This is a genomic window from Pseudoalteromonas sp. P1-7a (assembly GCF_001401855.1).
Lineage (GTDB): Bacteria > Pseudomonadota > Gammaproteobacteria > Enterobacterales > Alteromonadaceae > Pseudoalteromonas.
The window spans coordinates 110,583-133,759 of the sequence record NZ_LKDU01000004.1; the positions used below are offsets into that span (position 1 = coordinate 110,583).

Here is a 23,177-nt window from a genome sequence, read left to right on the forward strand (position 1 = left end):
TAGCATTTAAATGGTAAATACTGATCCTACATATAAAAAGCGCAGTGCTATCTCTTTTGTTTATATTGTTCCTTTAACTGTTATAGCGATTTTATCTATTTGTATACACTTTATGCTTGAAGAAGTCATTGAAGCGCAATCCGATACGGGGAAAATAGTTAATGTAAGTGGCCAACAAAGAATGCTCTCACAACGGGTAAGCATGTTTACATTAGAGTATTTAATGTATGGCTCGCAGGATTCAAAATTACTGGCCATTAATGCTTTAAACTCTTTAAAAAATAATCATAAGTACTTATTGAGTGAGCACTACGGGGCGCAAGTATTAGGTAACGAAAGCCCACTATCAGACGAGCTATTAGCAATGTATTTTAAAGAGCCAATTAATGTTGATAAAAAATTAAGGATGTTTTCAGATAGAGTTGAAGAGGTACTGAAAATAAAAACACAAACACTTAATTTAGATACAGCTCAAGAAAGCTTTTTTTCTTTAGCAAAAGAGCCGCTTTTAAAAGCATTTAATGCGGTGGTTATACAGTACGAAAAAGAAAGTGTTGATCGAATTAAAAAACTACATACTATTCAAGGTATTGTAATTATTGTAATTTTACTATCTATTGTAGTAGAGCTTTTACTCGTTTATAAAGCCAGAAATAAAAAACAGATTTAATATTAGTTCGCTCAGTTAAGTAATTAAGCGTTTAAACTAGCTAACAACACGGCCATTTAAACGCTTAAAAACTTTATATTGTTATAAGTTATCATCACTAATGCGGCTTGCTACTGCACTGCTTTGATCTTTATATTTTGCATCTTTACGGATGTTGTATGGCTTTTCGCACGGGCCTGAAAGCATTTCAAAACTCATTGCACCAATTTTCATCATTGGGCGCAGCGCTAGTGGTAACTTACCTGAGTTATAAAATTCTAAAACAATATTGCCACTCCAACCTGGGTCGATTCTGTGTGCTGTTACATGCACCATTAAACCTAAGCGGGCAAGCGATGAACGCCCATCTAACCAACCGACTATATCAGCAGGTAATGTTACTTTTTCATGGGTAATGGCCAGCGCAAGCTCGCCTGGGTGTAAAAAGAAAGCTTCCCCATCAGCAAGCTCAATCTCTTCACTCATTATTGATTCCATAGCTTTATTAAGCTGATCTTTAGGGCCACTTAAATCTACGTACGCTGCATTGTGTGCGTTAAAAGTTCTAAATTTATTCCCTAGGCGCAAGTCTGCTGTTACGCCCGAAATCATCTCGCTCGTTGGCGCAGGCTCAATAACAATACGGCCGTCATTTAGGTATTCTTTTATATGTGTGTCTGAAAGTCTCATTTTTAATCTTCTGTAATCACAATTTCAACACTGCTTTGGTGTTGCTGATAAAAAAGCGTGCTGGCAATCAGTCTTGCCGCAGCACTGTATGTGTCGCTAATAGCTGCGCTAGTATCGCTGGCAATAAGTTTACCCTGTTCTGAATATTCACGAATATCTATAGCAAGTGGAATATGGCTTAACACCGGTACGCCGTGTTTATGGGCCAGTTTTTCTGCGCCATCTTTACCAAACACATGGTTTGCTTCACCACAATGAGTACAAATGTAATGGCTCATATTTTCAATTAAACCAAGCACAGGTACGTTTACTTTATTAAACATAGCAATGCCCTTTTGCGCATCGGCTAAAGCTAAATCTTGTGGCGTAGTCACAATAACCGTACCACTGGCTGGTACTTTTTGGCTCATAGTTAGCTGTATATCACCGGTACCTGGCGGCATATCAACAATCAGATAATCAAGTTCACCCCAACCTGTTTCGTTTAACAATTGGTTAAGCGCTCCAGATGCCATGGGGCCTCGCCACACTGTTGCGTCATCACTTGGCACTAAAAAGCCGATTGACTGGGCTTTGATCCCATTAGCGTTAAACGGCTGTAATAGTTTGTTATCTTTAGTTTGTGGCTCTGCGCCTACAAGCCCCAATAACATAGGAATAGATGGTCCATAAATATCGGCATCTAAAATCCCTACTTTAGCGCCTTCATTTTTAAGCGCACCCGCTAAATTTACCGCGGTAGTTGATTTACCCACACCGCCTTTACCCGAGGCAACCAGCACAATATGTTTAATGGCTTTAAATTTTGCAGGTTCATTTATGATAACCGAAGAGTCTATGGTTACTGGTGTTTTTATACTTTCACTTACATGCTGCTCAACAAGTGGCATTTCTGATTGCGCTGCAAAAGGCAGTATCAGTTTTATACGTATTGATTTATCGTCATTTTGTGAAATGCTATCAATAAAGCTTTCATCAATACCCACGGCAAACGCCGCGCTACGATACGCCGCTAAAGCGGTAATAATCGGTTGTTTTTGAACCGATTTAGAGGAGAATAGTTTCGACAGTCCAAACATAGCAATTAAATAGCGTTTCTTTGATGAAAAGTGCCACAGAATTATGTAACATTCAGGGCATTAACACCAGTCAATTAACAAAAATCCATAAGCTAAGCGACCTATTAGTCCTAAGCTTATTGATAAATTAATGATAATCGCCTTTTTTGTAGTAAAAAGGGTGATTTATCCTCAATTCGGAATGATTATGACGCAGCGAAAGATCCTCATTACCAGCGCATTACCTTATGCAAATGGCCCTACCCACTTAGGCCATTTATTGGAATATATTCAAACTGATATTTGGTCACGTTTTCAAAAACTACAAGGCCATGAAGCGTATTATGTTTGCGCCGACGATGCTCACGGCACGCCAATTATGCTTAATGCGCAAAAGCAAGGGATCACGCCTGAAGAAATGGTTAAAAATGTAAGCATTGAACGCCAACGCGACTTTGCCGACTTTAACATTAAGTTTGATAACTACCACAGCACCCACAGCTCAGAAAATAAAGAATTGAGTGAGCTTATTTATAACCGTCTAAACGATGCTGGTCATATTAAAAAGCACACCATTTCACAGTTATTCGACCCTGAGAAAGGCATATTTTTGCCCGATCGCTTTGTAACAGGCACTTGCCCTACGTGTAAGTCTGAAAACCAAAATGGCGATAGCTGTGACTCGTGTGGCGCAACTTATAGTCCTACCGAATTAATAAACCCGCGCTCGGTAATGTCAGGTGCTGAACCTATTTTAAAAGATTCAGAGCACTACTTTTTTGACCTGCCAGCATTTGAAGGCATGTTAAAAGAGTGGTTACACTCAGGTACTATTCAGCAAGAAATGGCTAACAAACTAGATGAGTGGTTTACCGATGGCCTGCAACAGTGGGATATCAGCCGCGATGCACCTTACTTTGGTTTTGAAATTCCAAACGCACCTGGTAAATATTTTTACGTGTGGTTAGATGCGCCTATTGGCTACATGGCCAGCTTTAAAAACTTGTGTGACGAAAAAGGCCTCGACTTTGATGCATTTTGGGCTGAGGGTTCTGATGCTGAGCTGTACCACTTTATTGGTAAAGACATTATTTACTTCCACAGCTTATTTTGGCCAGCCATGCTAGAAGGCGCTAACTTTAGAAAACCAACCAATGTATTTGCTCATGGTTTTGTAACCGTAAATGGCGAAAAAATGTCTAAATCTAAGGGTACGTTTATTAAAGCGCGTACTTACCTTGATAACTTAGACCCAGAATATTTACGTTATTACTACGCAGCTAAATTAAACAGCGGCATTATTGACCTTGATTTAAACCTAGAAGACTTTGCACAACGTGTAAATTCAGACCTAGTAGGTAAAGTAGTTAACATAGCAAGCCGTTGTGCGGGCTTTATTACTAAAAAGTTCGACGGTAAATTAAGCAGTACAATCATGCAGCCAGAGCTACTTGAAGAATTTCAAGCTGCTGCTCCAAGCATTACTGCTCATTATGAAAACCGTGAATACAGCCGCGCTATTCGTGAAATTATGGCCCTTGCCGACAAAGCAAACCAATTTATTGATGCCGCAGCACCTTGGGTACTTATTAAAGATGAAGCAAAACAACAAGAAGCGCACGAAGTGTGCTCGCTTGGCCTTAACTTGTTCCGTGTTTTAATTACCTATTTAAAACCTGTATTACCAGGTATGGCTGCAAACGTAGAAGCCTTTTTAAACGATGACTTAGCGTGGGATGGTGTTCAAAATGCACTAGTAAACCACCCTATTAATAAGTTTAAGCCGTTAATGCAACGTGTAGAAATGGACAAAGTGAACAAAATGGTAGAAGAATCAAAAGAAAGCTTAGAATCAAAAGTAACAATTGACCCTAATAGCCCACTTGCAAAAGAGCCAATTGCGGATGAAATTGAATTTGATGACTTTGCAAAAGTAGACTTACGCGTAGCCAAAATTGCCAAAGCAGAACACGTTGAAGGTGCTGACAAGCTACTTAAACTTACACTTGATTTAGGCGGCGAAACTCGCCAAGTGTTTGCGGGGATTAAATCGGCCTACGCACCAGAAGACATTGAGGGCAAACTTACTGTAATGGTTGCAAACCTTAAACCACGTAAAATGCGCTTTGGTATGTCAGAGGGTATGGTATTAGCTGCAGGCCCTGGCGGTAAAGAAATTTACATTCTTAACCCAGATGATGGCTCTGAGCCTGGTATGCGTGTAATGTAATTTATTACTTATAAAAAACCGCTGATATTTCAGCGGTTTTTTTTATAGTTAAAAAAAACGCTGATAGATAAGTCTCTTAATAAAATAAAGTGAATTAAAATTATGAGCCAAATTTTAAATGCCCACAGAATAAAAATAAGCAAGAAAATAAGGCAAGATAAATTGGTGGCTATTATTCGCTTAAAGCAACAAAGCGATGTAGCCCCCTTAATTAATTGCTTAGTTAATGCAGGCATTAACGCACTAGAAATCACCTCAAATACACCAGGCTTTGAGCAAGAAATAACAAAAGCACGTGCTGCTTATAAAAATACCCTGATTGGCGCTGGCACAATAATTAACACCGCCCTTGCGCAACAAGCGATTGATGCTGGTGCGCAATTTTTAGTTACACCCAATACTAATCAAGCCGTTGTAGAGCTTGCCCACCGCCATGGTTTACCTGTGTTAATGGGGGCACTCACCCCTACCGATGTCGCCAATGCTATAGACTATGGCGCCGATATTATTAAGGTTTTTCCTGCAGGTAGTATGGGGGTTAATTACTTTAAAGCGCTAACGGGGCCTTTTTCTGATGTGCCATTAATGCCCGTAGGCGGCATTAACTTAGACAACCTAACAGATTGGTTTGAAGCGGGGGCAAGCGCAGTGGCAGTAAGTAGTGATTTTAGTAAGCCGATAAACAACAACCATCAATACGACACATTAAGCCAATTGGTGTGCAAATACATATCAGCGCTTGCTTAACAAACTAAATAATACTGGCTAAAAGTGAGCTTTTATTAAGGGTAATCCAGCTTTAATAACGCTCTTTTAAATACCTAATTTCTTTTTGATTTTAGTTTGCCACTCGAGTGCAAGTTCGGGTAATTCAAGTGCCGCTAATAATACGTTTTCATAATCTGGGTATTGTTTATCAAAGAACGCCTGAAACAACGTTTTAACCGAAATATTATGCGAAGCTTTATATTCAATAGTAACTGTATCACCCGTTTTAGCCACCCCCTGCTCAAGTACTCTAAAATAAACACCCGTGTGATAATACTGCGTAAACAGTTTTAGGCTTTGTTTATTATTAAGTGCAATAGCCAATTTAAAGCAAGGCACACGCGGCTGGCTTACCTCAAGCAGTGCAGTACCTACACGAATACGATCGCCTATATGAATGTTTTGCTCATCAAGATCTGAAATTGTAAAGTTTTCGCCAAAGGCACCGACTGCTAAATCATCATTTTTTAGGGTGCGTTTCCAGTAAGCATAATGATTATGTGAAAACGCATAAACCGCTTTATCCACCCCACCGTGATTAACTAAATCTGCTTGTTCATCACCTATTATATTTAGCTTTTCAATAACAACAGGCGCACTGGTTGGCGTTTTAAAAATACCGGTTTTAACTTCTTTGCCGTTATGAACAACCGTTTTTATTTTAGAGATATTGGTAGAGATTATCTGCATTTACTCAATTGCATCCTGTTCGATACTTTGCCATTTATCCAGTGCTTGTTTGTCGCTTTGTTTAAACTCAACCCAGTTTGATGAATCTTTAAAATGCTCTTTTTTCCAAAACGTAGCGTGGTTTTTTAAGTAATCCATAATAAATTGTGCGCCTTCAAACGCAGCTTGGCGGTGGCGGGAGGTTACGCCAACAAATACAATCTGCTCGCCAAGGGCTAAATAACCGACTCGATGAATAATGCTTATGCGGGCAAGTTGCCAGCGTGTTTGTGCTTGCTCGGCTATTGATTGCAGTAGTTGCTCAGTCATACCTGGGTAGTGCTCAAGCTCAAGGGCGATTACGTTATCGCCGCTGCTAAATTCTCGCACAAGCCCTGTAAACGTGACTACTGCACCATCGCTTTTGTTATTACTACAAAGTGCATTGTGTTGCTCACCGACTGAAAAATCGTGGGTTTGTACTTTAATGCTTATACTCATTAGCCACCTGTAACGGGTGGGAAAAAAGCAAGTTCATCCCCTGCTTTTACAAGCTCATCGCTTGATGACATAGTTTGATTGAGCGCACACAAAACATCACGCTCTTCAAGCCATGCCTGCCAATGCGGATTTTGCTCAACCAGCATATGTTTAAACGCTGCAACGCTAAGGGGGTGCGCTATCTCAACGGTTAGCTTATCGCACTTTAGGCGCTCTTTAAGTTGGCCAAAAAATAGTACATTTACCTGCCCTGCAGCTGCATCAGTATCATTGAAATTAGTCTCGCTGCCAGCCGCCATGCTTACCTCCTGCTTTTTGCGTGACACGCATACCGTGTATTTCCATAAGCGGATCGGCGGCTTTACACATATCAAATAGTGTAAGGGTCGCCACAGATACAGCGGTGAGCGCTTCCATTTCAACGCCCGTTTTGCCCGCCAATTTACAGTAGCTGGTGACTTTAATTTGGCTATTTGCTTCATCAAGCTCAAAATCAACAGCTACTTTACTCAGTGCAAGCGGATGACAAAGCGGAATTAAATCGGCGCACTTTTTAGCGCCCTGAATACCTGCAATACGGGCAACGCCTAGCACGTCACCTTTTTTATTTTGATTAAGCAGCACTTGCTCAAAAGCCTGTTTGCTCATTTTAATATAGGCCTCGGCAGATGCATCGCGCAGAGTCACCTCTTTTAGCGATACATCAACCATGTTTGCTTGGCCATTTTCGTCTACGTGGCTTAGCATATTATTGCTCTCGCGATTCGCATTTTTTACCAATTGTAATATGCGGGGCAAAGTTACATGGCTTGTGCATTGAGTCTAACTGATCTTTTATAATACCTGTCCAGGCTGTTTTACATGCGCCCGTAGAGCCTGGCATGCAAAATATAACGGTATTATTAGCAAGGCCTGCCAATGCACGCGATTGAATAGTTGAGTTACCAATTTCGCCGTAAGAAATATGTCTAAATAGCTCGCCAAATCCATCTACGCTTTTATCAAATAGCGGTGCAAATGCCTCGGGTGTTGAGTCGCGCTCGGTAAACCCCGTACCACCGGTGACTAAAATAGCGTGAATAGTGTCATCGGCAATCCACTGTGAGGCGACTGCACGCATTTGATAAACATCATCTTTAACGATGTCTTTATCCGCTAAGTGATGGCCTGCCTCAGTTAGCGCTTTAATTAAATAATGGCCTGACGTATCCGTAATTTCATCGCGTGTATCGCTTACTGTCATTACGGCAATGTTTAATGCGATTTGTGACTCAGTTGTGTGGCTCATAGGGTTCTTCTCAATAAATTAGGTTTGTGTTGGTCAAATTGCTCATTAACAGCTCTAAATTGCGCCGGTGTATTGGTATTAACAAGTGCGTGCGCTTTATTACATTTTAGCGTTTGTACACCAATACTACGGGTAAACTGTTTAATTGATTTATGACTATTTGTGCTTATGAGTAATTGTTTTAAATGACGTTTAACGCTTTGGGTGTTACGAATATACAGGGGTAACGGTTCATTTTCAAAGTGCCACGCATGTATTTGTGGCTGATTTGATTGAAAGTGGGAATTATCGCTGCCTGCAGATGCAATTTGCGATAATAACGTGCAAGTAAGCAATGGCATATCAACAGCGGTTACAAGTATATCTTGCTCTGTTGCCATTAAGGTTGAATAAATCCCCCCAAGCGGGCCAGAATCAGGGTAAATGTCGGGTATGTATTGCGCAGTAGCACTTTGTACATTACGACTTATAAGTACATTACTTGCTCCTACAGCTTTTAATAATTCACAGGCATTTTGCAGTAATGTTTTATTTTTTAAAATGAGATTGGCTTTATCGCTACCCATTCTTGATGATTGCCCACCCGCGAGTACAACCCCCGTAAATACTGCTTTATTGCTCATTTTAGCCGCCTAACATAGCTAAATGGGTTGTGGCGCCCGTTAAGCGCTTATCAAGCTCATGGCTAATGGTTTTGTTGCCCATTGCCGCTTGAATAGCGTTTACAGTGGCTGGCGTATCTTCAGCATTTAAATGCGGGCGTAAGTCTATACCTTGCTCGGCAAATAAGCATAAATGTAGTTTGCCTAATGACGATACTCTTAATCGGTTACAGCTTTTACAAAAATCTTTGCTGTAGGGCATAATTAAGCCAATGCGGCCCTCAAATTCAGGGTGACAAAACTCCTCTGCGGGGCCGTTTAATTTACCTCTCACTACCTGTAACCAACCTTGTGCTAAAAGCCGTGTTTTAACACTTTGCCCGCTTAAATGATTTTGTTCAAAAAAGGTGGCGCCATTGCCTGTTTCCATTAATTCGATAAAGCGTACCGTTACTTTTTTATGTTTCACCCAGTTTAAAAAATCCTTTAATTGGTTTTTATTAAACTGCTTAGCCAGCACGGCATTTATTTTTATATCTTTTATGCCCAGCTCAATTGCTCGGTCTATCCCTTTTAAAATCTGGGCTAATTTATCGTGCCCTGTAATTAATTTAAACATGCTCGGGTTTAAGCTATCAATACTAATATTAAGCGCATCTAGGCCAGCGCTGTAAAACTCATCAATTTTATTAAATAAATTAAAACCATTCGTTGTTATAGCTACTTTTTCTATACCTGGCGTGTGTTTACATTGCTTTATTATGTCGGTTACATCACTGCGTAAACACGGCTCGCCGCCTGTAATACGCACTTTTTTAGTGCCTAATTGCGCAAAGGCATTTACTAAGGTGTTTATTTCATTTTTATTTAAAAAGTTACGCGGAGTATCGCACTGATACCCGTTTGGTAAACAATAGGTGCAACTAAAGTTACACACATCGGTAATAGAGAGGCGCAAATAGTTAAACTGCCGACCAAATTGATCATTAAGCATATGCTTCCTTGGTGTTTATGTTATTTTTTCTAAATAGCACTTTAAATGACAACCGCAACATCAATACTGTTAGCGTTTTTTGTACCATGCTGCTTTATTAATTGGCTTAACTGCGTTTTACACGAGCCACAGTTTGTGCCGCATTTTAGTTTAGCCCCCAACTGTTCCACTGTATTTGTACCACTTTTAATGGCATTTATAATGGGCTGCTCACGTACTTTAAAGCAACTACATACTTGCGCGCCTTGGGTAAACTCTTCATCGGGGGTTGCATACAGCAATGACTGTAATTGGCTAAAGGTTATTAAAGGCTCTGCAAATAAATGATTTATCCACTCAAGCGATATGTCTTTTTGATCTGACGAAATAACCGCAACAAACACTAATTGCTCGTTTTGAATACATTGAACATGCATGGCTTTTGCCGTGCTCATCGCCGACCACTGCCCTTGTAACCCAGTTAATGTTTGGCAGTAATAAAGTAAGTCATTTTGTGCCTCATTAAGCGCTAACTGGTAATTAACACAATTGCTTGCGTTAACTTTAAGCCAAAAATCACTGTTTATTTTAAGCTCAGTTTTGCTAAAAAATTGCATGTACTGAGCAAACTGCGCTTTGACTAAATCAACGGCACCATGCTTACATTCAGCTTGGCCCGAAATCGGATCAACAACCGATTGATAAAGCCCACTTACCGTAGCGGATGAGGCAAATTGCTTGTTCCAGTGAATAGGCATAAAACACTCGCCTTTGCGCACGGCATCGGTCACTTTTGCATGCGCTGTAACCTGCCCCGTTTTAGCATTGGCGGTTATTAAATCGTTTGGTTTTATATTTAATCTGCTGGCATCAATGGGGTTTATTTCAATATACGGGCGTGTAATATGTGTTGAAAGCGCAGTACTTTTTCCGGTGCGGCTCATTGTATGCCACTGGTCGCGTATTCGCCCTGAGTTCATTACAAAAGGGTAATCACTTGATGTTTGCTGCACAGGAAGTTTAGGCGTTATAGGTATAAAGCGAGCTTTTTTATCTGCGGTGCTAAATTGTTTATTAGTAAAAACCCGCCCATTTTTATAAGGCTCATTTTTTAGTACCGGCCACATAACCGGTTTTAAATTATCGTATTGCTGCTGCGTAAGCCCTACTAGGCCTGATAAATTAAGCGCTCTGCTGCCGTTATTTTCAAAATTAGTTAACTGAGCCCATTCATCAAAAATGCCGCTTGGGTCTGTAAAGTCAAACCCTTCAAAACCCATTTTTTGAGCAACTGAGCATATTATTTGCCAGTCATTTTTAGCCCCCGAGAAAGGCTCAACTAACGGCCGCTGCCTTGATATTCTGCGCTCTGAGTTAGTTACTGTGCCGTTTTTTTCACCCCACCCGGTAGATGGAAACGCCACATTAGCAAATTTTAGGGTATCGCTTTTGGCAATACAGTCAGACACAACCACCAGCTCACATTGCTCAAGTGAATGTTGTATTTCTGCGTTATTAGGTAGGCTCACCATAGGGTTGGTGGCCATTACCCAAATCGCTTTTATTTTACCTTTGGCTATTTCATCAAACATATCAATCGCATTACAGCCTGCTTTTTTAGCTATTTTTGGTGAAAGCCAATAGCGCTGTACTAACTGTTGATGTTCTTCATTTTCTATATCTAAGTGCGCCGCTAATTGATTAGCCAAGCCACCGACTTCACGCCCCCCCATTGCATTAGGTTGCCCAGTTATTGAAAACGGACCACAGCCCGGTTTTAACAACTTACCTGACGCTAAGTGCGCATTTATAATGGCGTTACACTTATCAACCCCTGAGCTTGATTGGTTAATACCCATCGAATAAAAACTAATAGCAGCTGAACTTTTTGCAAATAAGGCGTAAAACTCTTTCACTTGCTGCGCGTCAATATCACAAAAGTCACTTACCTCATTAATACTCCACTTTTTCGCCTCTGCAAGCGCGGTTTCAAAGCCATTTGTATGCGCGTTAATAAACTGCGTATCTAAATAGTCATGTTCATTTAAATAATTAAGTAAGCCGTTATAAAGTGCTGCGTCGCTGCCTGGTTTTATATTTAAAAAAGTATCGGCAAGTTCGGCTGTATCGGTTTTTCGCGGGTCGATAACCACGACTTTCATGTTTGGATTAAGTTTTTTTGCGCGCTCCATACGCTGATAAAGCACCGGATGCGTCCACGCTGCATTAGAGCCAATTAAAATAAGTAGCTCAGTTTGTTCTAAATCTTCGTAGGTACATGGCACTACGTCCTCACCAAACGCACGTTTATAACCTGCAACCGCCGATGACATACACAGCCTTGAGTTTGTATCTATATTGCCTGAGCCTATGTAGCCTTTCATTAATTTATTGGCAACGTAGTAATCTTCGGTAAGTAACTGCCCCGATACATAAAACGCAACCGAATCTGGCCCGTGCTCTTTAATAATGGCGTTAAATCTATTAGCCACATATCTGGTTGCAGCATCCCAGCTGGCAGGCTCGTTATCAATAAGGGGCGATGTTAATCTGTTGTCTGTGCCGGTTGTATCTAACAAATGCGTGCCTTTAACACATAAGCGGCCATAATTAGCGGGGTGTTCGCGCGTCCCTTCAAGTTTTGTGGGGGTATTATTTAATAATGAAATATCAACCCCGCACCCTACACCGCAATAAGCGCAAGTAGTTTGTTTAAGCAAAGGCTTATTTGAACATGTGTTTAAAGTTTCCATACTGCTCTCTTATTATTCGCGTTAAGCGCTCTGTGATACAGGCTCATTTACTGGGTTTAACGTGGCTATTTTATTTTTAAGTGCACTGCTAATAACGCTTTGCACTAGTTTTTCGCAGCCTCCACACCCCGTACTTGCTTTAGTAGCGTGTTGCACTGCATTTAAGTCACTACAGCCTTGCATAACAGCTTGCTCAATGGTGTGTTTTGTCACCTTGTGGCACGCACAAATAATGGCATCACGTGGTAAATCATCAGCGCTTAGTTCACCCGCGTCACCTGCAAGCGGCATTATTAACGACTCTGCAGGCACACTAAGCTCTATATTATTTAAGTGGTACTGCAATAAATTATCGTACTCGCTGGTATCGCCAACCAGTACAGCACCTATAAGTTTGTTGCCTTGCTCATTAGTGACTATTTTTTTGTAAATACCGTTTGGCTGATCTTCAAAGTAATAGCTAATTGCGCCTTCAGTGCGTGCGTGGGCATCGCCGATTGAACCTACTTCAACACCCATTAATTTAAGCTTTGTGCTCATATCAGCGCCGCTAAATTCATCAACATCTATTGAACTCGAATGATTTAAAACATGCCCTGCGGCTACTTTTGCCATTGCGTAGCCTGGTGCAACAAGGCCAAAAATAAAGTTATTCCAAAGGGCGCATTCGCCTATCGCATATATGTTTTCATCACTCGTTTGGCAATGGTTGTTTATTACGATACCGCCGCGCTCACCTATTTCTAAATTAAACTCACGCGCTAAGTTATCGTATGGGCGAATACCAGCCGAAAATACAATCATGTCGGTTTCTAAAGTTTGACCACCCTTAAAGCACATTTTATAACGGCTGTTTTCACCCTCAATAATTTGCTCTGTCGCCACTGAGGTATGCACTGTAACGCCAAGGTCGGTAATTTTATTTTTTAGTAACCGCCCACCAGCACCATCTATTTGTACGCCCATAAGTTGGGGGGCAAACTCTATCACGTGAGTTTGCAAGCCAAGCTGCTTTAAGGCATTTGCGGCTTCTAGCCCTAATAAACCACCACCAATAACCACGCCCACTTTACTGGCATGTGCTGATTTTTTTATGGCGTGTAAATCGTTAATAGTTCTGTAAACAAGGCAATGCTCACGATCTTTACCTGGAATGGGTGGCACAAATGCATATGAGCCCGTAGCCAGTATTAACTTATCGTAAGCAAATGACTCACCTTTTGAGGTAGTCACTGTTTTTTCTTCGCGGTTTATATCAACCACTTTAGAGTGAGTATGAAAACTCACTTGCCAATCTTGATAGGTTTTATTTGAGGTAAGCGCTAAGTCGTCTTCGGTTTTACCTTTAAAAAACGACGAAAGCTGAACACGGTCATAAGCGAGACGGTCTTCACCGCTGAGCACTGTAATAGCAATATTTTTCCTGTCACCTTGTTGCGTTACTAGTTGCTGTACAAAATGATGCCCCACCATTCCGTTTCCTACGACGACTACACGCTGCTTGCTTGGCATTAAATTCACCTGTTTTGTTTAAAGTTCTCAATGCATACATTAGTACTTCAAACATATAATTTGTTATGTAGCTGTTATAGCAATATGCAAGCCAGATATATAATCAATATATTTCAGTAAGTTATCCAACTTGGTGCAGTAAAAAAGAAGTGAAAGCACCACAAGCTGGCGTTATTGCACCAACTTGTAACGCTTTAAATTACGAGGATTAAACTGTGCCTAAGCGTTTAAAATTTAGCGCTGACCCACCCCCATATTTTTTGAGTGTCAACTTTGCCTGCAGCGCTATCACCTGCTGAATAATCGGCATATTTAGCGCCAACAGCATAGGTTTTATTAATAGGCTTAACGTATTGCACGTTTAGCTCTGAGCCTAAATCATCAACCCCATTCGCATTATCGTTGGCATCATAGTTGTGATAAGCCACTAACCATTTACCGTCAAAGGCTTTACCATTTAAACTTACATAAATATCATCAAGTCCTTGTGCCGGGGTTGCTAAAAACGAATCAGCCCAACCATTAAATTTATGCATTGTGGCAAGCGGCGTAGCAAAACCATACTCACCATTATCAGAACCTAACGACTCAATACCGGCTTTTAATGTCACGTTTTTAATACCTAAACCGCCTAAATCAACGCCACCCTCAAGGGCATAGTAATCAGCACCAAAATCACTCATGCTCGTTGAAGCAGATTGCGTGGCGTACTCTGCCTTATAGTAAACCTTTGTGTCGCTGAGCGTTTTATTCCCAGTAAATGAAACACCATAAGTATCTAAGCTGTCGTCATCTACTGCGTCGTTACTTAATAAATAACCGTATAAAACCACTTTACCTACGCTTGTTTTAAAACGTGCATTAATAAGGTGATCGGATGCATCAATATCTTTGCTATCGGCAAAAATACGGTTGCGTTTACTTATATAACTATAATGGAGGTTAATATCATTAAATGTGTAATTGACTGTTGCTGCATCAAAGGTTTGTCTGTCTTGCCTAAAGCCAACGTGACCCACAAATCGTTGTCCATCAAGCGCTATTACTTGCCTTCCTACTTTAATAGATAACGCATCTTTAGCGTACTTAACAAAAGCTTGATCTACTTCTGTGGTTTCTGGGTCGGCTATTACTGAATAATCAGTATTTTTACCTAGTGTATTATTATAATCGTCCACACCTAACAGGCTTCGGCTGTCTTCAACTTCAATAAGAGCAGAAAAGCCGTTCACTTCATCTGTTTTATGCGTAAGGCGTGTGCGCAGCGTTAAGCTACTTGCATCTTTTAACGCGTTATCTTGCTCTGCGCTTTCAAAGCGCAGTCTAAAGTTAAGGTCGGTTTGTGCTGCATGACTTATTGAAGGCGCAGCAATGCACCCTATCATTAAAATAATAGGTAAGTTATTTTTATAATTTAACATGTTTATCTCTTAATTTTTAATTATGAGTACGCACAATAAAATGATAAATAAGCACAGCGAAATGCTCTTCCAAACTAATACTGGATCGCGTTTCATTATTGAAATTTTATTGGCTGAACTCTGTAAAAGTGGATTAGGTTTATTAATATCTGCTAAAAACTCAGAAAATGCGTGGTATCTGAGCTCTGGTTTTGGCGCCAATGCTTTCATTAAAGCCTGATCTAACCAAAACGGGATATCGGCTCTGTATTTACGAATACTTGTGTATTGCCAATGGCTGTAATCAATAGGGGTATGATTTATCGGCAATGTTTTATAGGGCAGCTTTGAACACAGTAGCTCATAAGCAATCACCCCAAGCGAAAACATATCGCTTTTAAAATCAGCATGCAGCGAAATAAGTGTCTCTGGTGCGGTGTAATCTACCGTCCCTTGTGGGCAATCATCAGCAATTTGCTTTACTGACTCATCCATTGCCGCAACACTTACCGTGCCGTAATCAATTAATGTTACCTTGCCGTGGGCGTCTATCATCACGTTATCGAGTTTTAAATCACGATGCACCATATCCAAACGCTGAAATGCTCTCAGTGCGTGCACTATTTGTTCAATAATACTGCGCACTTGGGTAATTTCAGGATGCGGTACATCATGCTTCCAATCACTCAGTGTTTGCCCGTCCATGTATTCGCAAATATGATATAAAAATCGGCTTTGCGATTGGGTATTTAAAACCTTCATAACGTTGGGATGGTTAATACGTTGCCCCACCCAGCCTTCTCTTATAAAGCCTTGAAGGTAGTGCACGTCGTCTTCAAAATTTACCGAAGGCGCTTTTAATACAACTGGCGGCGTATCGGGTGTTTGTTGCACTAAATAAATGTGCGAACGGCTACTGGCGTGTAATTCGCGGATAACAGTAAAGTCATCAATTTTTTGCCCAACCTTTAACGGTGGCGGAATTTTTCGCCTCGTTAAAGAGTGATATAACTCGTCTAAATTTTGTTTTGCAATACTATTTACTTTTACAAGCAAGCAGCTTACGTTGTCGTCACTGCCTCTTGCTATGGCAAGCTCTGTCACTGCTTTTGCTGCGTGCTCTAAATTAGTATGCTCATCAATTAGCTTTTGTATATCACTGTATGGCAACACGTCGTGTACACCATCGCAGGTAAGTATATAAATATCATCCGCTTTAAGTTCAACTTCGTATACATCAATTTCTTGATGAAGCTGCGCACCTAAAGCCCTCGTTAGGGTATCGTTTACTTTATGGTCGCGTGTTATTGCTTCCATATTTTTTTCACGTAAACGCGTAATTCGGGTATCACCTAAATGAAAAATATAACCCGTTGCCGATTTTAAAATAAGCGCTGTAAACGTGGTCATCCAATCAGCTTGGCGTTGGCCAACATGATTGTAGTTAACCGATTGCGAATACAGCCACTGATTTAAACTGGCCAACACCTTAGATACCGACTTTTTAATGGCCCAACTGGGTGGTGTATTTAAATACTCATTTATAAAATGCGTTACCGATAACTGTGACGCTTGTTTAGCATTTTTTGCTGATGAACACCCATCGGCCAAGCAGGCAATCACCCCTTTTGACTCTTTTTCCTGTGCTTGAGTATTAAGGGCTGCAAACGCATCTTGGTTTTCGGTTTTTATACCTTTACTGCTGTGCCCACCAAACTCAACGTTAAGTTCGTTGGTGAGTGCGCTGGCTTTTTGGGTTTCATCAAACATACTAAACGCTACCTTAAGTCACTGAAATAAGTTCAACGGTGCCATCTTCGTTAACTTCTGTGATATGACCGTCGGGTTCTTTCATGAAAAATAATGCAGCCAAACCTAACAATGCACTTGCTGCAATAATCATAAAGAAGGTCTGGTAGTCCACCAGCGATAACGCCGTTAAATACACAACCGCTCCCACGTTACCGTAAGCACCTGTCATACCTGCAATTTGCCCTGTTAAACGGCGTTTAATGAGTGGCACAGCAGCAAAAACAGCGCCTTCACCTGCTTGCACAAAGAACGAACACGCCATAGCCGCTGCTACCGCAAGCCAAAGTGGCCAGCTAGCATCAACTAAACCCATTACAAAGTAACCAACAGCTAAACCTGCGGTTAGTACAATTAGTGTTTTACGACGACCCATTCTATCTGAGATCCAACCACCACCAGGGCGAGAGGCTAAGTTCATAAATGCATAAGCAGATGCAAGTAAACCGGCGTACACCATATCAAGGCCAAACACTTCACTAAAAAATAATGGCAGCATAGATACAACAGCCAGCTCTGATCCAAAAGTAGTAAAATAAAGAATATTTAATACTGCCACTTGCTTAAATTCGTAACGGTGCGACTCTGGCACTGGTTGTTTAAAAATATGGCCGTTTATATCGTAGGTTTTATATACTTCGTATAAATAAAGCAGTACTAAAAAGGCATAGGTGCAAATTACAACGTTTTCAGACAGTAAACTGGCGCCCGCTGGCGAAAGTTTCCAAGTAAGTAACGCCAATGCGCCGTACATAGGCAGTTTCATAATAAGTAGTAATACAAAGTCACCTTTACTGGTTACCTCCATTGCCCCAACCTTTTTGGGCTTAAAGTACGTGCCACCTTTAGGTGTATCCGATACATTTAAGTACCAAATAACACCAAATATGACACTTAACACACCTGTTAAGCCAATCGCATAACGCCAGCCATCTTCGCCACCAAACATCAATGCTAATACTGGTAACAGCATTGCAGCTGCTGCAGAGCCAAAGTTACCCCAGCCACCATAAATGCCCTCTGCTGTGCCTAATTCGTTTGCTGGGAACCACTCGCTCACCATACGAATGCCCACAACAAAACCCGCACCAATAAAGCCAAGTGCAAAACGGGCAATAGCGGCTTGTTCAAACGTGGTCGCCATGGCAAACATAAAACACGGTATGCTACATAAAATAAGTAAAGCCGCATAAACAATACGCGGGCCAAATTTATCGGTTAGCATGCCAACCACCACACGTGCAGGAATGGTCAAAGCGACATTTAGAATTAGTAGCGTTTTAACCTGTGCCATGGATATTCCTAGCGAGCTCGCTATGGCACCTAATAATGGCGCATGGTTAAACCATACAAAAAAAGAGATAAAAAACACCATCCAGCTTAAATGTAGTATTTTCATTTTTCCGCTAAACGATATGAGATTAAACCCAGTACTCGGTTGCATGTTTTTTTCCTTGTAACGATTATTGTTTTACGCAGCGAATACAACTTTGGTAGTAAAAACACTGCGGCGATTGTTAAATTAACGTTAACCGCCTTCAGCAATTACTAAGCCAATAATTATTAGTTAGGCTTTTCATGCACTTATATTTTTTGGAAATGTTATTTTTTTTGCTTTGCACTATTAAAGCAGCCACTGTGAGCGTAAACAGTGCAAAGAAATTTTAAGCTTTACTTGCTCTAAGATTTAACTAATTGGTATTGTTTAAAAAAATTATGAGAAAAAATATAAATGCAAAAACCGCCTTTAACCTATCAGCAGCAATTACGCTATTCACGCCATATTATGCTTCCTCAGCTGGATATCGATGGGCAAGAAAAAATATGGCAAAGCCATGTGCTTATAGTTGGGCTAGGTGGACTAGGTTGCCCTGTTGCACAGTACTTAGCTGCCTCAGGAGTAGGAACATTAACGCTTGTCGATAACGATGTGGTTGATGCGACAAACTTGCAAAGGCAGGTGCTTTACAAACACACTGATATCGGCAGCTTAAAAACCCACAGTGCAAAAAAGCAATTAACTCATTTAAATAATGAAATAGAAATACACACGATTGATGAATTTTTAGATGAAAGCGCGCGCCTTGAGCACTTACTTAGCAAAGTGGATGTTGTTATTGATTGCTCTGATAACTTAGCAACGCGTAACTTACTCAATAGCACCTGCTATAACACCTGCACGCCTTTGGTTTCTGGCTCTGCTATTCGGTTTGAGGGGCAAGTTGCCTGCTTTACAATGGCGCCTAATAGCCATTGCTATGGGTGTGTGTCACAGCTCTTTGGCGAACAAACTCAAAGCTGCTCCGAGTCAGGCGTGCTCTCCCCTATTGTAGGACTTATAGGCAGTATTCAAGCGACTGAAGCCCTTAAAATTATTGCAGGACTTAACAGTAAACTCACTGAGCAACTATTACTAGTAGATGGTTTGAGTATGGAGTTTAACCGTTTTAACATTGTTAAAAATAAGCACTGCCCAGTTTGCAGTGCTTAATTTGATGCACTTAAACTGTATACCGACTAATAATGTGACGTTTCTAAATTATTTATTGTTAGGTAAACCTGCTCACCCAGTTGCACATTACTTTGTTGCCATTGCCTTTTAGATACCGCGCAATACAGCAACTGCGTATCTACATTAACAGTAAGTAGCCATTGCTCATCAAGCTGCTGGGTATTTTCAAGCATACCTATTAGCACGTTTGCACTGCACTGGTTAGACGGTTTTACTTTGCTGTAGGTTATTTGCCCGCTTTCTATAATTAACCTATGACTTTGTTTTACCAGCGAAGGCACTGCATATACATGTTGTAAGCTGTTACTAAGGGTTAGCTTACATAGCCCAAATGCATCATTAAATTCAGACTTACTAAAACTAAGTACACTCAGTGGTGTTTGGCTCTTATTTGTATAAATACTGTGCGCCACGTCTTGTGTAGCACCGCACTTAAGCACCTTACCTTTCGCCATATGTATTAATGTATCGCTACAATAAAGCAGCTCTTTTAAAGAGTGGCTAACAATAATAAATTTAATACCATGGGATTTATTAAGTTGTTGCACTCCCGCCAACATAGTAAAACGCGTTGACCAATCTAATGCACTAAATGGCTCATCAAGTAAAACAACAGATTGCCCACTTAGCAGTGTTCTGGCAAAAATTACACGCTGACGCTCACCGCCCGAAAGTCCCGCCACATCACGATTAAGTAATGGATTTAGTGCTAACAAATCAATTACCTGATCAGGCGTTAGGTTGTGACTTTTATTTTTACAATGCGTGTGAGTAAACAGTAAATTACCCATCACATTTAAATGTGGAAATAACGGGCACGACTGCAGCTGTAAAGTAAGTAGGCGTTTATCTGGCTTTAGATGGGTAATATTATGATTATTTATACACACCTTTTTCGCCGTAGTAAGCCCCGCTATCGCCTTTAATAAGCTCGACTTACCTGAGCCCGAAGGACCAAACACCCCTAAAATATCAAATTGGTTTATAGCTAAGTCAACATTGAGTTCAAAATCGTCCAAACGTTGATGGCATTGTATTTTAAGCACGATTAGCAGCTCCGTTTATCACGGTTTTATTAAATTTAAACAACAACACTAAACACGCAAACGCCATTGCGAGCAACACCAACGATAATTGATGCGCAGCCCCATAATTAAGCGACTCAACATGATCGTAAAGTGCAATAGACACCACTTGGGTTTCGCCTTGTATATTGCCACCAATCATTAATACTAAACCAAATTCTCCCAATGTATGGGCAAAGCCCAGCGCAAAGGCACTGCCTATACTTGGCTTTAATAGCGGTAACGTTAAATACATAAATCGTTTAAATGGGCTTATTCCTAAAGCAATAGCTGCTTGGTCATAGGTGGTATTTATTTGCTTAAAACCCGCTAGTAGCGGCTGCATCACAAACGGAAGTGAATAAAATAATGAGCCAATAACCACCCCTTGAAAACTAAATGCGAGCTGCGTACCAGTAAGCCAAAACCAAAACTGGCCAAATGCATGCGTAGGTGAAAACAGCACCAATAAATAAAAACCCATTAGCGTAGGCGGCAGTACCAAAGGCATGGCTATAAGTGCTTCTAAAATTGGTTTTAACTTACCTTTGTAACTGGCAAGTTGCCACGCAAGCGGAATACATATCACTAACAAGATAGCGGCTGTTATAAAGGCAAGTTTAATTGTAAGCCACAGCGCTGTTAAATCACTTGCTAGCATCACTGTCCTTTGCTTTGTAGCCAAGTGCTAATAATGTTTTTGCGGTTGCGGGGGCATTTAAAAAAGCCATAAACTTTTTAGCAACAGTTAAATGCTTTGACGCGCTAATAATAACGCCTTGCTGTGTTATTTCAGGGTAATTTTTAGTGTCGATAAGCGTGTAGTTTAAATATTTTTTATTTTTAGTTTTACCATAAGCCGACTTTAACGTAGATAACGCAACCAAACCTTTAGCGGCATTGCCTGTTTCAACAAATTGAAACGCATGAGTTATATTATTTGCATAGACAAACTCATAGGGGGTTTTTATAAACGCTTTTGCATAATGCATTGATGATTTCCCATAAGGCGAAAAACGTGGGTTCGCAATGGCTAATTTATTATTCATAACGCTGCTACTTGGTTGCCAAAGTGCTAATAAACCTATTGCATAGGTTGTTAAACTGTCTTTAATTGCAAAACCATCTTTTATAAGTGCTTGTGGACGCGACGCATCAGCAGATAAAAAAACATCGTACGGCGCTCCATGCATAATTTGCGAGTGTAATACACCGCTAGATGCTGCCGATATTTTAAAATTTATATCTTTAAGTGCAGGATCAGTAATCAGCTTTTGTAGCACTGGTTTAAAATTGCTCGCAACGGCTATATGCAGTGTTTCTTTTGCGCTAACGCAGTTGCTAAATAGCACGAACAGTAACAACAAATAACCGCACCATGTATTGTAAAGCTTTAACATTATAAGTATTGTTTTAAAAATCAGACACATTATAAAAAACAATATATATGAACGATGTATGCAATGCACCTGGTTTATTACCAGTAGATACCGCAATAAGTAATATGCTCAACGCCATTAACTTTAATAAAGCCGCAGAAACCATTTCTATAATGCACAGTGTGGGCCGTGTTCTAGCACGCGATATTAAATCTGATATAAATGTGCCTGGTCACGATAATTCGGCAATGGATGGCTATGCGCTTTGCCTAAGTGAAGACTTAACAACTTATCAGCAAGTAGGCAGTGTATTTGCTGGGCAAACCTTTGAGGGCACCTTAACCCCTGGGCAATGCGTGAGAATTATGACCGGTGCAGCCCTGCCCTCTGGCGCTAATGCGGTAGTGATGCAAGAAAACGCCACTGTAAATAACGACGAAATAACATTTACAGGCAAAATTGAACTCAATGCTAACGTACGTTTTGCAGGTGAAGACATTGCAAAAAATAGTGTTGTTTTTAAAGCTGGCAGAAAACTAAAAGCAGTCGATGTAGGCTTACTTGCCTCTATTGGCATTAGCCAAGTAAGCGTATATGAAACACTTAAAGTTGCGGTGTTTTCTACCGGAGATGAACTTATAGAGCCGGGCAATGCGCTTCCTGCTGGCGCTATTTATGAAAGTAATCGAGCTGTTATTTTAAGCGAGCTTAATGATAGCAATATAGAAGTTATTGATTTTGGCATTATCGCTGATGATAAAAGCCTGATTAAAAACACGTTTTTAAAAGCAAATGAGCAAGCTGATGCTGTAATAAGCTCTGGAGGCGTATCGGTTGGTGAAGCCGATTTTACCAAAGAAGTATTAAATGAGATTGGTGATATCCATTTTTGGAAAATTGCCATGAAACCGGGCAAACCTTTTGCTTTTGGTCAATTACCTAACAGCTACTTTTTTGGCTTACCAGGTAACCCAGTATCAGCGGCTGTAACGCTTGATCGACTTGTAAAACCCGCCCTTACAAAGCTTTCAGGAAATGAGCATACTGCTAAGTTACGTTTAAAAGCGACTACAACCACACTGATTAAAAAGCGCCCCGGCCGTACCGACTTTCAACGCGGTATTGCCAGTACCGACGAAAAAAATAACCTGTTGGTAACGCCTATAAATAAGCAAGGCTCAGGGGTACTCTCATCGCTTAGTCATGCAAATTGCCTTATTGTAGTGCCCGCAGAAAGTGGCAATATTGAAAAAAACGAAACCGTAGAAATAGAGCTATTATAAAAAAACCTTGTCCATAAAAAAGCCCAGCACATTTACT

22 protein-coding genes are annotated in these 23,177 nt (G+C 40.6%); 5 read left to right on the plus strand and 17 right to left on the minus strand.

The annotated features are described in order from the left end of the window. Positions 1 to 10: 10 nt before the first annotated feature. Positions 11 to 670 (plus strand): type IV pili methyl-accepting chemotaxis transducer N-terminal domain-containing protein, encoded by a 660-nt coding sequence (locus AN389_RS05075; protein WP_055015026.1) that lies wholly within the window; start codon positions 11 to 13, stop codon positions 668 to 670. A gap of 81 nt (positions 671 to 751) precedes the next feature. On the opposite strand, the gene dcd is transcribed toward AN389_RS05075, so the two are convergent. Together dcd and apbC are read right to left on the minus strand one after the other, a co-directional pair. Further along, positions 752 to 1,339 (minus strand): dCTP deaminase, encoded by a 588-nt coding sequence (dcd, locus tag AN389_RS05080; RefSeq protein ID WP_055015027.1) that lies wholly within the window; start codon positions 1,337 to 1,339, stop codon positions 752 to 754. Positions 1,340 to 1,341: 2 nt separating this feature from the next. Continuing rightward, positions 1,342 to 2,418 carry an iron-sulfur cluster carrier protein ApbC gene (apbC, locus tag AN389_RS05085; protein WP_055019382.1) on the minus strand — a complete coding sequence of 359 codons (1,077 nt, stop codon included), beginning with the start codon at positions 2,416 to 2,418 and terminating at the stop codon, positions 1,342 to 1,344. Between the two features lie 187 nt (positions 2,419 to 2,605). On the opposite strand from apbC, the gene metG reads away from it, so the two are divergent. Both metG and AN389_RS05095 read left to right on the plus strand, forming a co-directional pair. Next, positions 2,606 to 4,627, plus strand: a complete 2,022-nt coding sequence (gene metG / locus AN389_RS05090) for a methionine--tRNA ligase (RefSeq protein WP_055017827.1) — start codon at positions 2,606 to 2,608, stop codon at positions 4,625 to 4,627. Positions 4,628 to 4,729: 102 nt separating this feature from the next. Next, the gene (locus tag AN389_RS05095; RefSeq protein ID WP_055017828.1) at positions 4,730 to 5,374 is read left to right on the plus strand and encodes a bifunctional 4-hydroxy-2-oxoglutarate aldolase/2-dehydro-3-deoxy-phosphogluconate aldolase; all 645 of its coding nucleotides are present in this window, start codon (positions 4,730 to 4,732) and stop codon (positions 5,372 to 5,374) included. Positions 5,375 to 5,440: 66 nt separating this feature from the next. On the opposite strand, the gene AN389_RS05100 is transcribed toward AN389_RS05095, so the two are convergent. The 12 genes from AN389_RS05100 to AN389_RS05155 form a co-directional block, all read right to left on the minus strand. Next, the gene (locus AN389_RS05100) at positions 5,441 to 6,085 is read right to left on the minus strand and encodes an MOSC domain-containing protein (protein ID WP_055017829.1); all 645 of its coding nucleotides are present in this window, start codon (positions 6,083 to 6,085) and stop codon (positions 5,441 to 5,443) included. Beyond that, positions 6,086 to 6,565, minus strand: a complete 480-nt coding sequence (gene moaE, locus AN389_RS05105) for a molybdopterin synthase catalytic subunit MoaE (protein ID WP_055015032.1) — start codon at positions 6,563 to 6,565, stop codon at positions 6,086 to 6,088. Further along, on the minus strand, positions 6,565 to 6,864 hold the full coding sequence (locus AN389_RS05110) for a MoaD/ThiS family protein (RefSeq protein WP_055017830.1): 300 nt from the start codon (positions 6,862 to 6,864) through the stop codon (positions 6,565 to 6,567). Before AN389_RS05110 ends, moaE begins: the two co-directional genes overlap by 1 nt. Beyond that, positions 6,842 to 7,312 (minus strand): cyclic pyranopterin monophosphate synthase MoaC, encoded by a 471-nt coding sequence (gene moaC, locus AN389_RS05115; RefSeq protein ID WP_055019383.1) that lies wholly within the window; start codon positions 7,310 to 7,312, stop codon positions 6,842 to 6,844. Before moaC ends, AN389_RS05110 begins: the two co-directional genes overlap by 23 nt. 1 nt (position 7,313) lies before the next feature. Then, the gene (gene moaB, locus AN389_RS05120; protein WP_004587753.1) at positions 7,314 to 7,853 is read right to left on the minus strand and encodes a molybdenum cofactor biosynthesis protein B; all 540 of its coding nucleotides are present in this window, start codon (positions 7,851 to 7,853) and stop codon (positions 7,314 to 7,316) included. After that, positions 7,850 to 8,476: a molybdenum cofactor guanylyltransferase gene (locus tag AN389_RS05125; RefSeq protein ID WP_055019384.1), complete on the minus strand. Its 627-nt coding sequence runs from the start codon at positions 8,474 to 8,476 to the stop codon at positions 7,850 to 7,852. The genes moaB and AN389_RS05125 overlap by 4 nt, the downstream gene beginning before the upstream one ends. A 1-nt stretch (position 8,477) precedes the next feature. Beyond that, positions 8,478 to 9,449, minus strand: coding sequence for a GTP 3',8-cyclase MoaA (moaA, locus tag AN389_RS05130; RefSeq protein WP_055019385.1), 972 nt, complete (start codon positions 9,447 to 9,449; stop codon positions 8,478 to 8,480). Between the two features lie 41 nt (positions 9,450 to 9,490). After that, positions 9,491 to 12,181, minus strand: a complete 2,691-nt coding sequence (locus AN389_RS05135; RefSeq protein ID WP_055019386.1) for a nitrate reductase — start codon at positions 12,179 to 12,181, stop codon at positions 9,491 to 9,493. Between the two features lie 21 nt (positions 12,182 to 12,202). Continuing rightward, positions 12,203 to 13,693: an FAD-dependent oxidoreductase gene (locus tag AN389_RS05140; RefSeq protein ID WP_082430534.1), complete on the minus strand. Its 1,491-nt coding sequence runs from the start codon at positions 13,691 to 13,693 to the stop codon at positions 12,203 to 12,205. Positions 13,694 to 13,920: 227 nt separating this feature from the next. Beyond that, entirely contained in the window at positions 13,921 to 15,114 is a 1,194-nt protein-coding gene (locus AN389_RS05145) for an alginate export family protein (RefSeq protein WP_055019388.1), read from the minus strand. Between the two features lie 9 nt (positions 15,115 to 15,123). Then, positions 15,124 to 16,863, minus strand: a complete 1,740-nt coding sequence (locus tag AN389_RS05150) for a bifunctional protein-serine/threonine kinase/phosphatase (RefSeq protein WP_055019389.1) — start codon at positions 16,861 to 16,863, stop codon at positions 15,124 to 15,126. Positions 16,864 to 16,876: 13 nt separating this feature from the next. Next, positions 16,877 to 18,346 carry a NarK family nitrate/nitrite MFS transporter gene (locus AN389_RS05155; RefSeq protein ID WP_055015041.1) on the minus strand — a complete coding sequence of 490 codons (1,470 nt, stop codon included), beginning with the start codon at positions 18,344 to 18,346 and terminating at the stop codon, positions 16,877 to 16,879. 288 nt (positions 18,347 to 18,634) lie between these two features. Between AN389_RS05155 and moeB the strand changes: the two genes are divergently transcribed. Beyond that, complete coding sequence (gene moeB, locus AN389_RS05160; protein ID WP_055015042.1) at positions 18,635 to 19,393, plus strand: molybdopterin-synthase adenylyltransferase MoeB; 759 nt, start codon at positions 18,635 to 18,637, stop codon at positions 19,391 to 19,393. Positions 19,394 to 19,419: 26 nt separating this feature from the next. Here moeB and AN389_RS05165 read toward each other — a convergent pair whose 3' ends face one another. From AN389_RS05165 to modA, 3 genes are read right to left on the minus strand one after another with little or no spacing between them, the layout of a single operon-like run. Continuing rightward, positions 19,420 to 20,460, minus strand: coding sequence for an ATP-binding cassette domain-containing protein (locus AN389_RS05165; RefSeq protein WP_055019390.1), 1,041 nt, complete (start codon positions 20,458 to 20,460; stop codon positions 19,420 to 19,422). Beyond that, complete coding sequence (gene modB, locus AN389_RS05170) at positions 20,453 to 21,139, minus strand: molybdate ABC transporter permease subunit (RefSeq protein WP_055015044.1); 687 nt, start codon at positions 21,137 to 21,139, stop codon at positions 20,453 to 20,455. The genes AN389_RS05165 and modB overlap by 8 nt, the downstream gene beginning before the upstream one ends. Next, complete coding sequence (gene modA / locus AN389_RS05175; protein WP_235575951.1) at positions 21,126 to 21,845, minus strand: molybdate ABC transporter substrate-binding protein; 720 nt, start codon at positions 21,843 to 21,845, stop codon at positions 21,126 to 21,128. Before modA ends, modB begins: the two co-directional genes overlap by 14 nt. An 80-nt stretch (positions 21,846 to 21,925) precedes the next feature. Between modA and glp the strand changes: the two genes are divergently transcribed. Beyond that, on the plus strand, positions 21,926 to 23,140 hold the full coding sequence (glp, locus tag AN389_RS05180; RefSeq protein ID WP_055017842.1) for a gephyrin-like molybdotransferase Glp: 1,215 nt from the start codon (positions 21,926 to 21,928) through the stop codon (positions 23,138 to 23,140). The last annotated feature ends 37 nt before the right edge of the window (positions 23,141 to 23,177 follow it).

Excerpts from the sequence above, each read along its gene's own strand:
- AN389_RS05075 (WP_055015026.1), top strand. The coding sequence starts at position 11 with ATGGTAAATACTGATCCTACATATAAAAAGCGCAGTGCTATCTCTTTT.
- dcd (WP_055015027.1), bottom strand. The coding sequence starts at position 1,339 with ATGAGACTTTCAGACACACATATAAAAGAATACCTAAATGACGGCCGT.
- apbC (WP_055019382.1), bottom strand. The coding sequence starts at position 2,418 with ATGTTTGGACTGTCGAAACTATTCTCCTCTAAATCGGTTCAAAAACAA.
- metG (WP_055017827.1), top strand. The coding sequence starts at position 2,606 with ATGACGCAGCGAAAGATCCTCATTACCAGCGCATTACCTTATGCAAAT.
- AN389_RS05095 (WP_055017828.1), top strand. The coding sequence starts at position 4,730 with ATGAGCCAAATTTTAAATGCCCACAGAATAAAAATAAGCAAGAAAATA.
- AN389_RS05100 (WP_055017829.1), bottom strand. The coding sequence starts at position 6,085 with ATGCAGATAATCTCTACCAATATCTCTAAAATAAAAACGGTTGTTCAT.
- moaE (WP_055015032.1), bottom strand. The coding sequence starts at position 6,565 with ATGAGTATAAGCATTAAAGTACAAACCCACGATTTTTCAGTCGGTGAG.
- AN389_RS05110 (WP_055017830.1), bottom strand. The coding sequence starts at position 6,864 with ATGGCGGCTGGCAGCGAGACTAATTTCAATGATACTGATGCAGCTGCA.
- moaC (WP_055019383.1), bottom strand. The coding sequence starts at position 7,312 with ATGCTAAGCCACGTAGACGAAAATGGCCAAGCAAACATGGTTGATGTA.
- moaB (WP_004587753.1), bottom strand. The coding sequence starts at position 7,853 with ATGAGCCACACAACTGAGTCACAAATCGCATTAAACATTGCCGTAATG.
- AN389_RS05125 (WP_055019384.1), bottom strand. The coding sequence starts at position 8,476 with ATGAGCAATAAAGCAGTATTTACGGGGGTTGTACTCGCGGGTGGGCAA.
- moaA (WP_055019385.1), bottom strand. The coding sequence starts at position 9,449 with ATGCTTAATGATCAATTTGGTCGGCAGTTTAACTATTTGCGCCTCTCT.
- AN389_RS05135 (WP_055019386.1), bottom strand. The coding sequence starts at position 12,181 with ATGGAAACTTTAAACACATGTTCAAATAAGCCTTTGCTTAAACAAACT.
- AN389_RS05140 (WP_082430534.1), bottom strand. The coding sequence starts at position 13,693 with ATGCCAAGCAAGCAGCGTGTAGTCGTCGTAGGAAACGGAATGGTGGGG.
- AN389_RS05145 (WP_055019388.1), bottom strand. The coding sequence starts at position 15,114 with ATGTTAAATTATAAAAATAACTTACCTATTATTTTAATGATAGGGTGC.
- AN389_RS05150 (WP_055019389.1), bottom strand. The coding sequence starts at position 16,863 with ATGTTTGATGAAACCCAAAAAGCCAGCGCACTCACCAACGAACTTAAC.
- AN389_RS05155 (WP_055015041.1), bottom strand. The coding sequence starts at position 18,346 with ATGCAACCGAGTACTGGGTTTAATCTCATATCGTTTAGCGGAAAAATG.
- moeB (WP_055015042.1), top strand. The coding sequence starts at position 18,635 with ATGCAAAAACCGCCTTTAACCTATCAGCAGCAATTACGCTATTCACGC.
- modB (WP_055015044.1), bottom strand. The coding sequence starts at position 21,139 with ATGCTAGCAAGTGATTTAACAGCGCTGTGGCTTACAATTAAACTTGCC.
- glp (WP_055017842.1), top strand. The coding sequence starts at position 21,926 with ATGAACGATGTATGCAATGCACCTGGTTTATTACCAGTAGATACCGCA.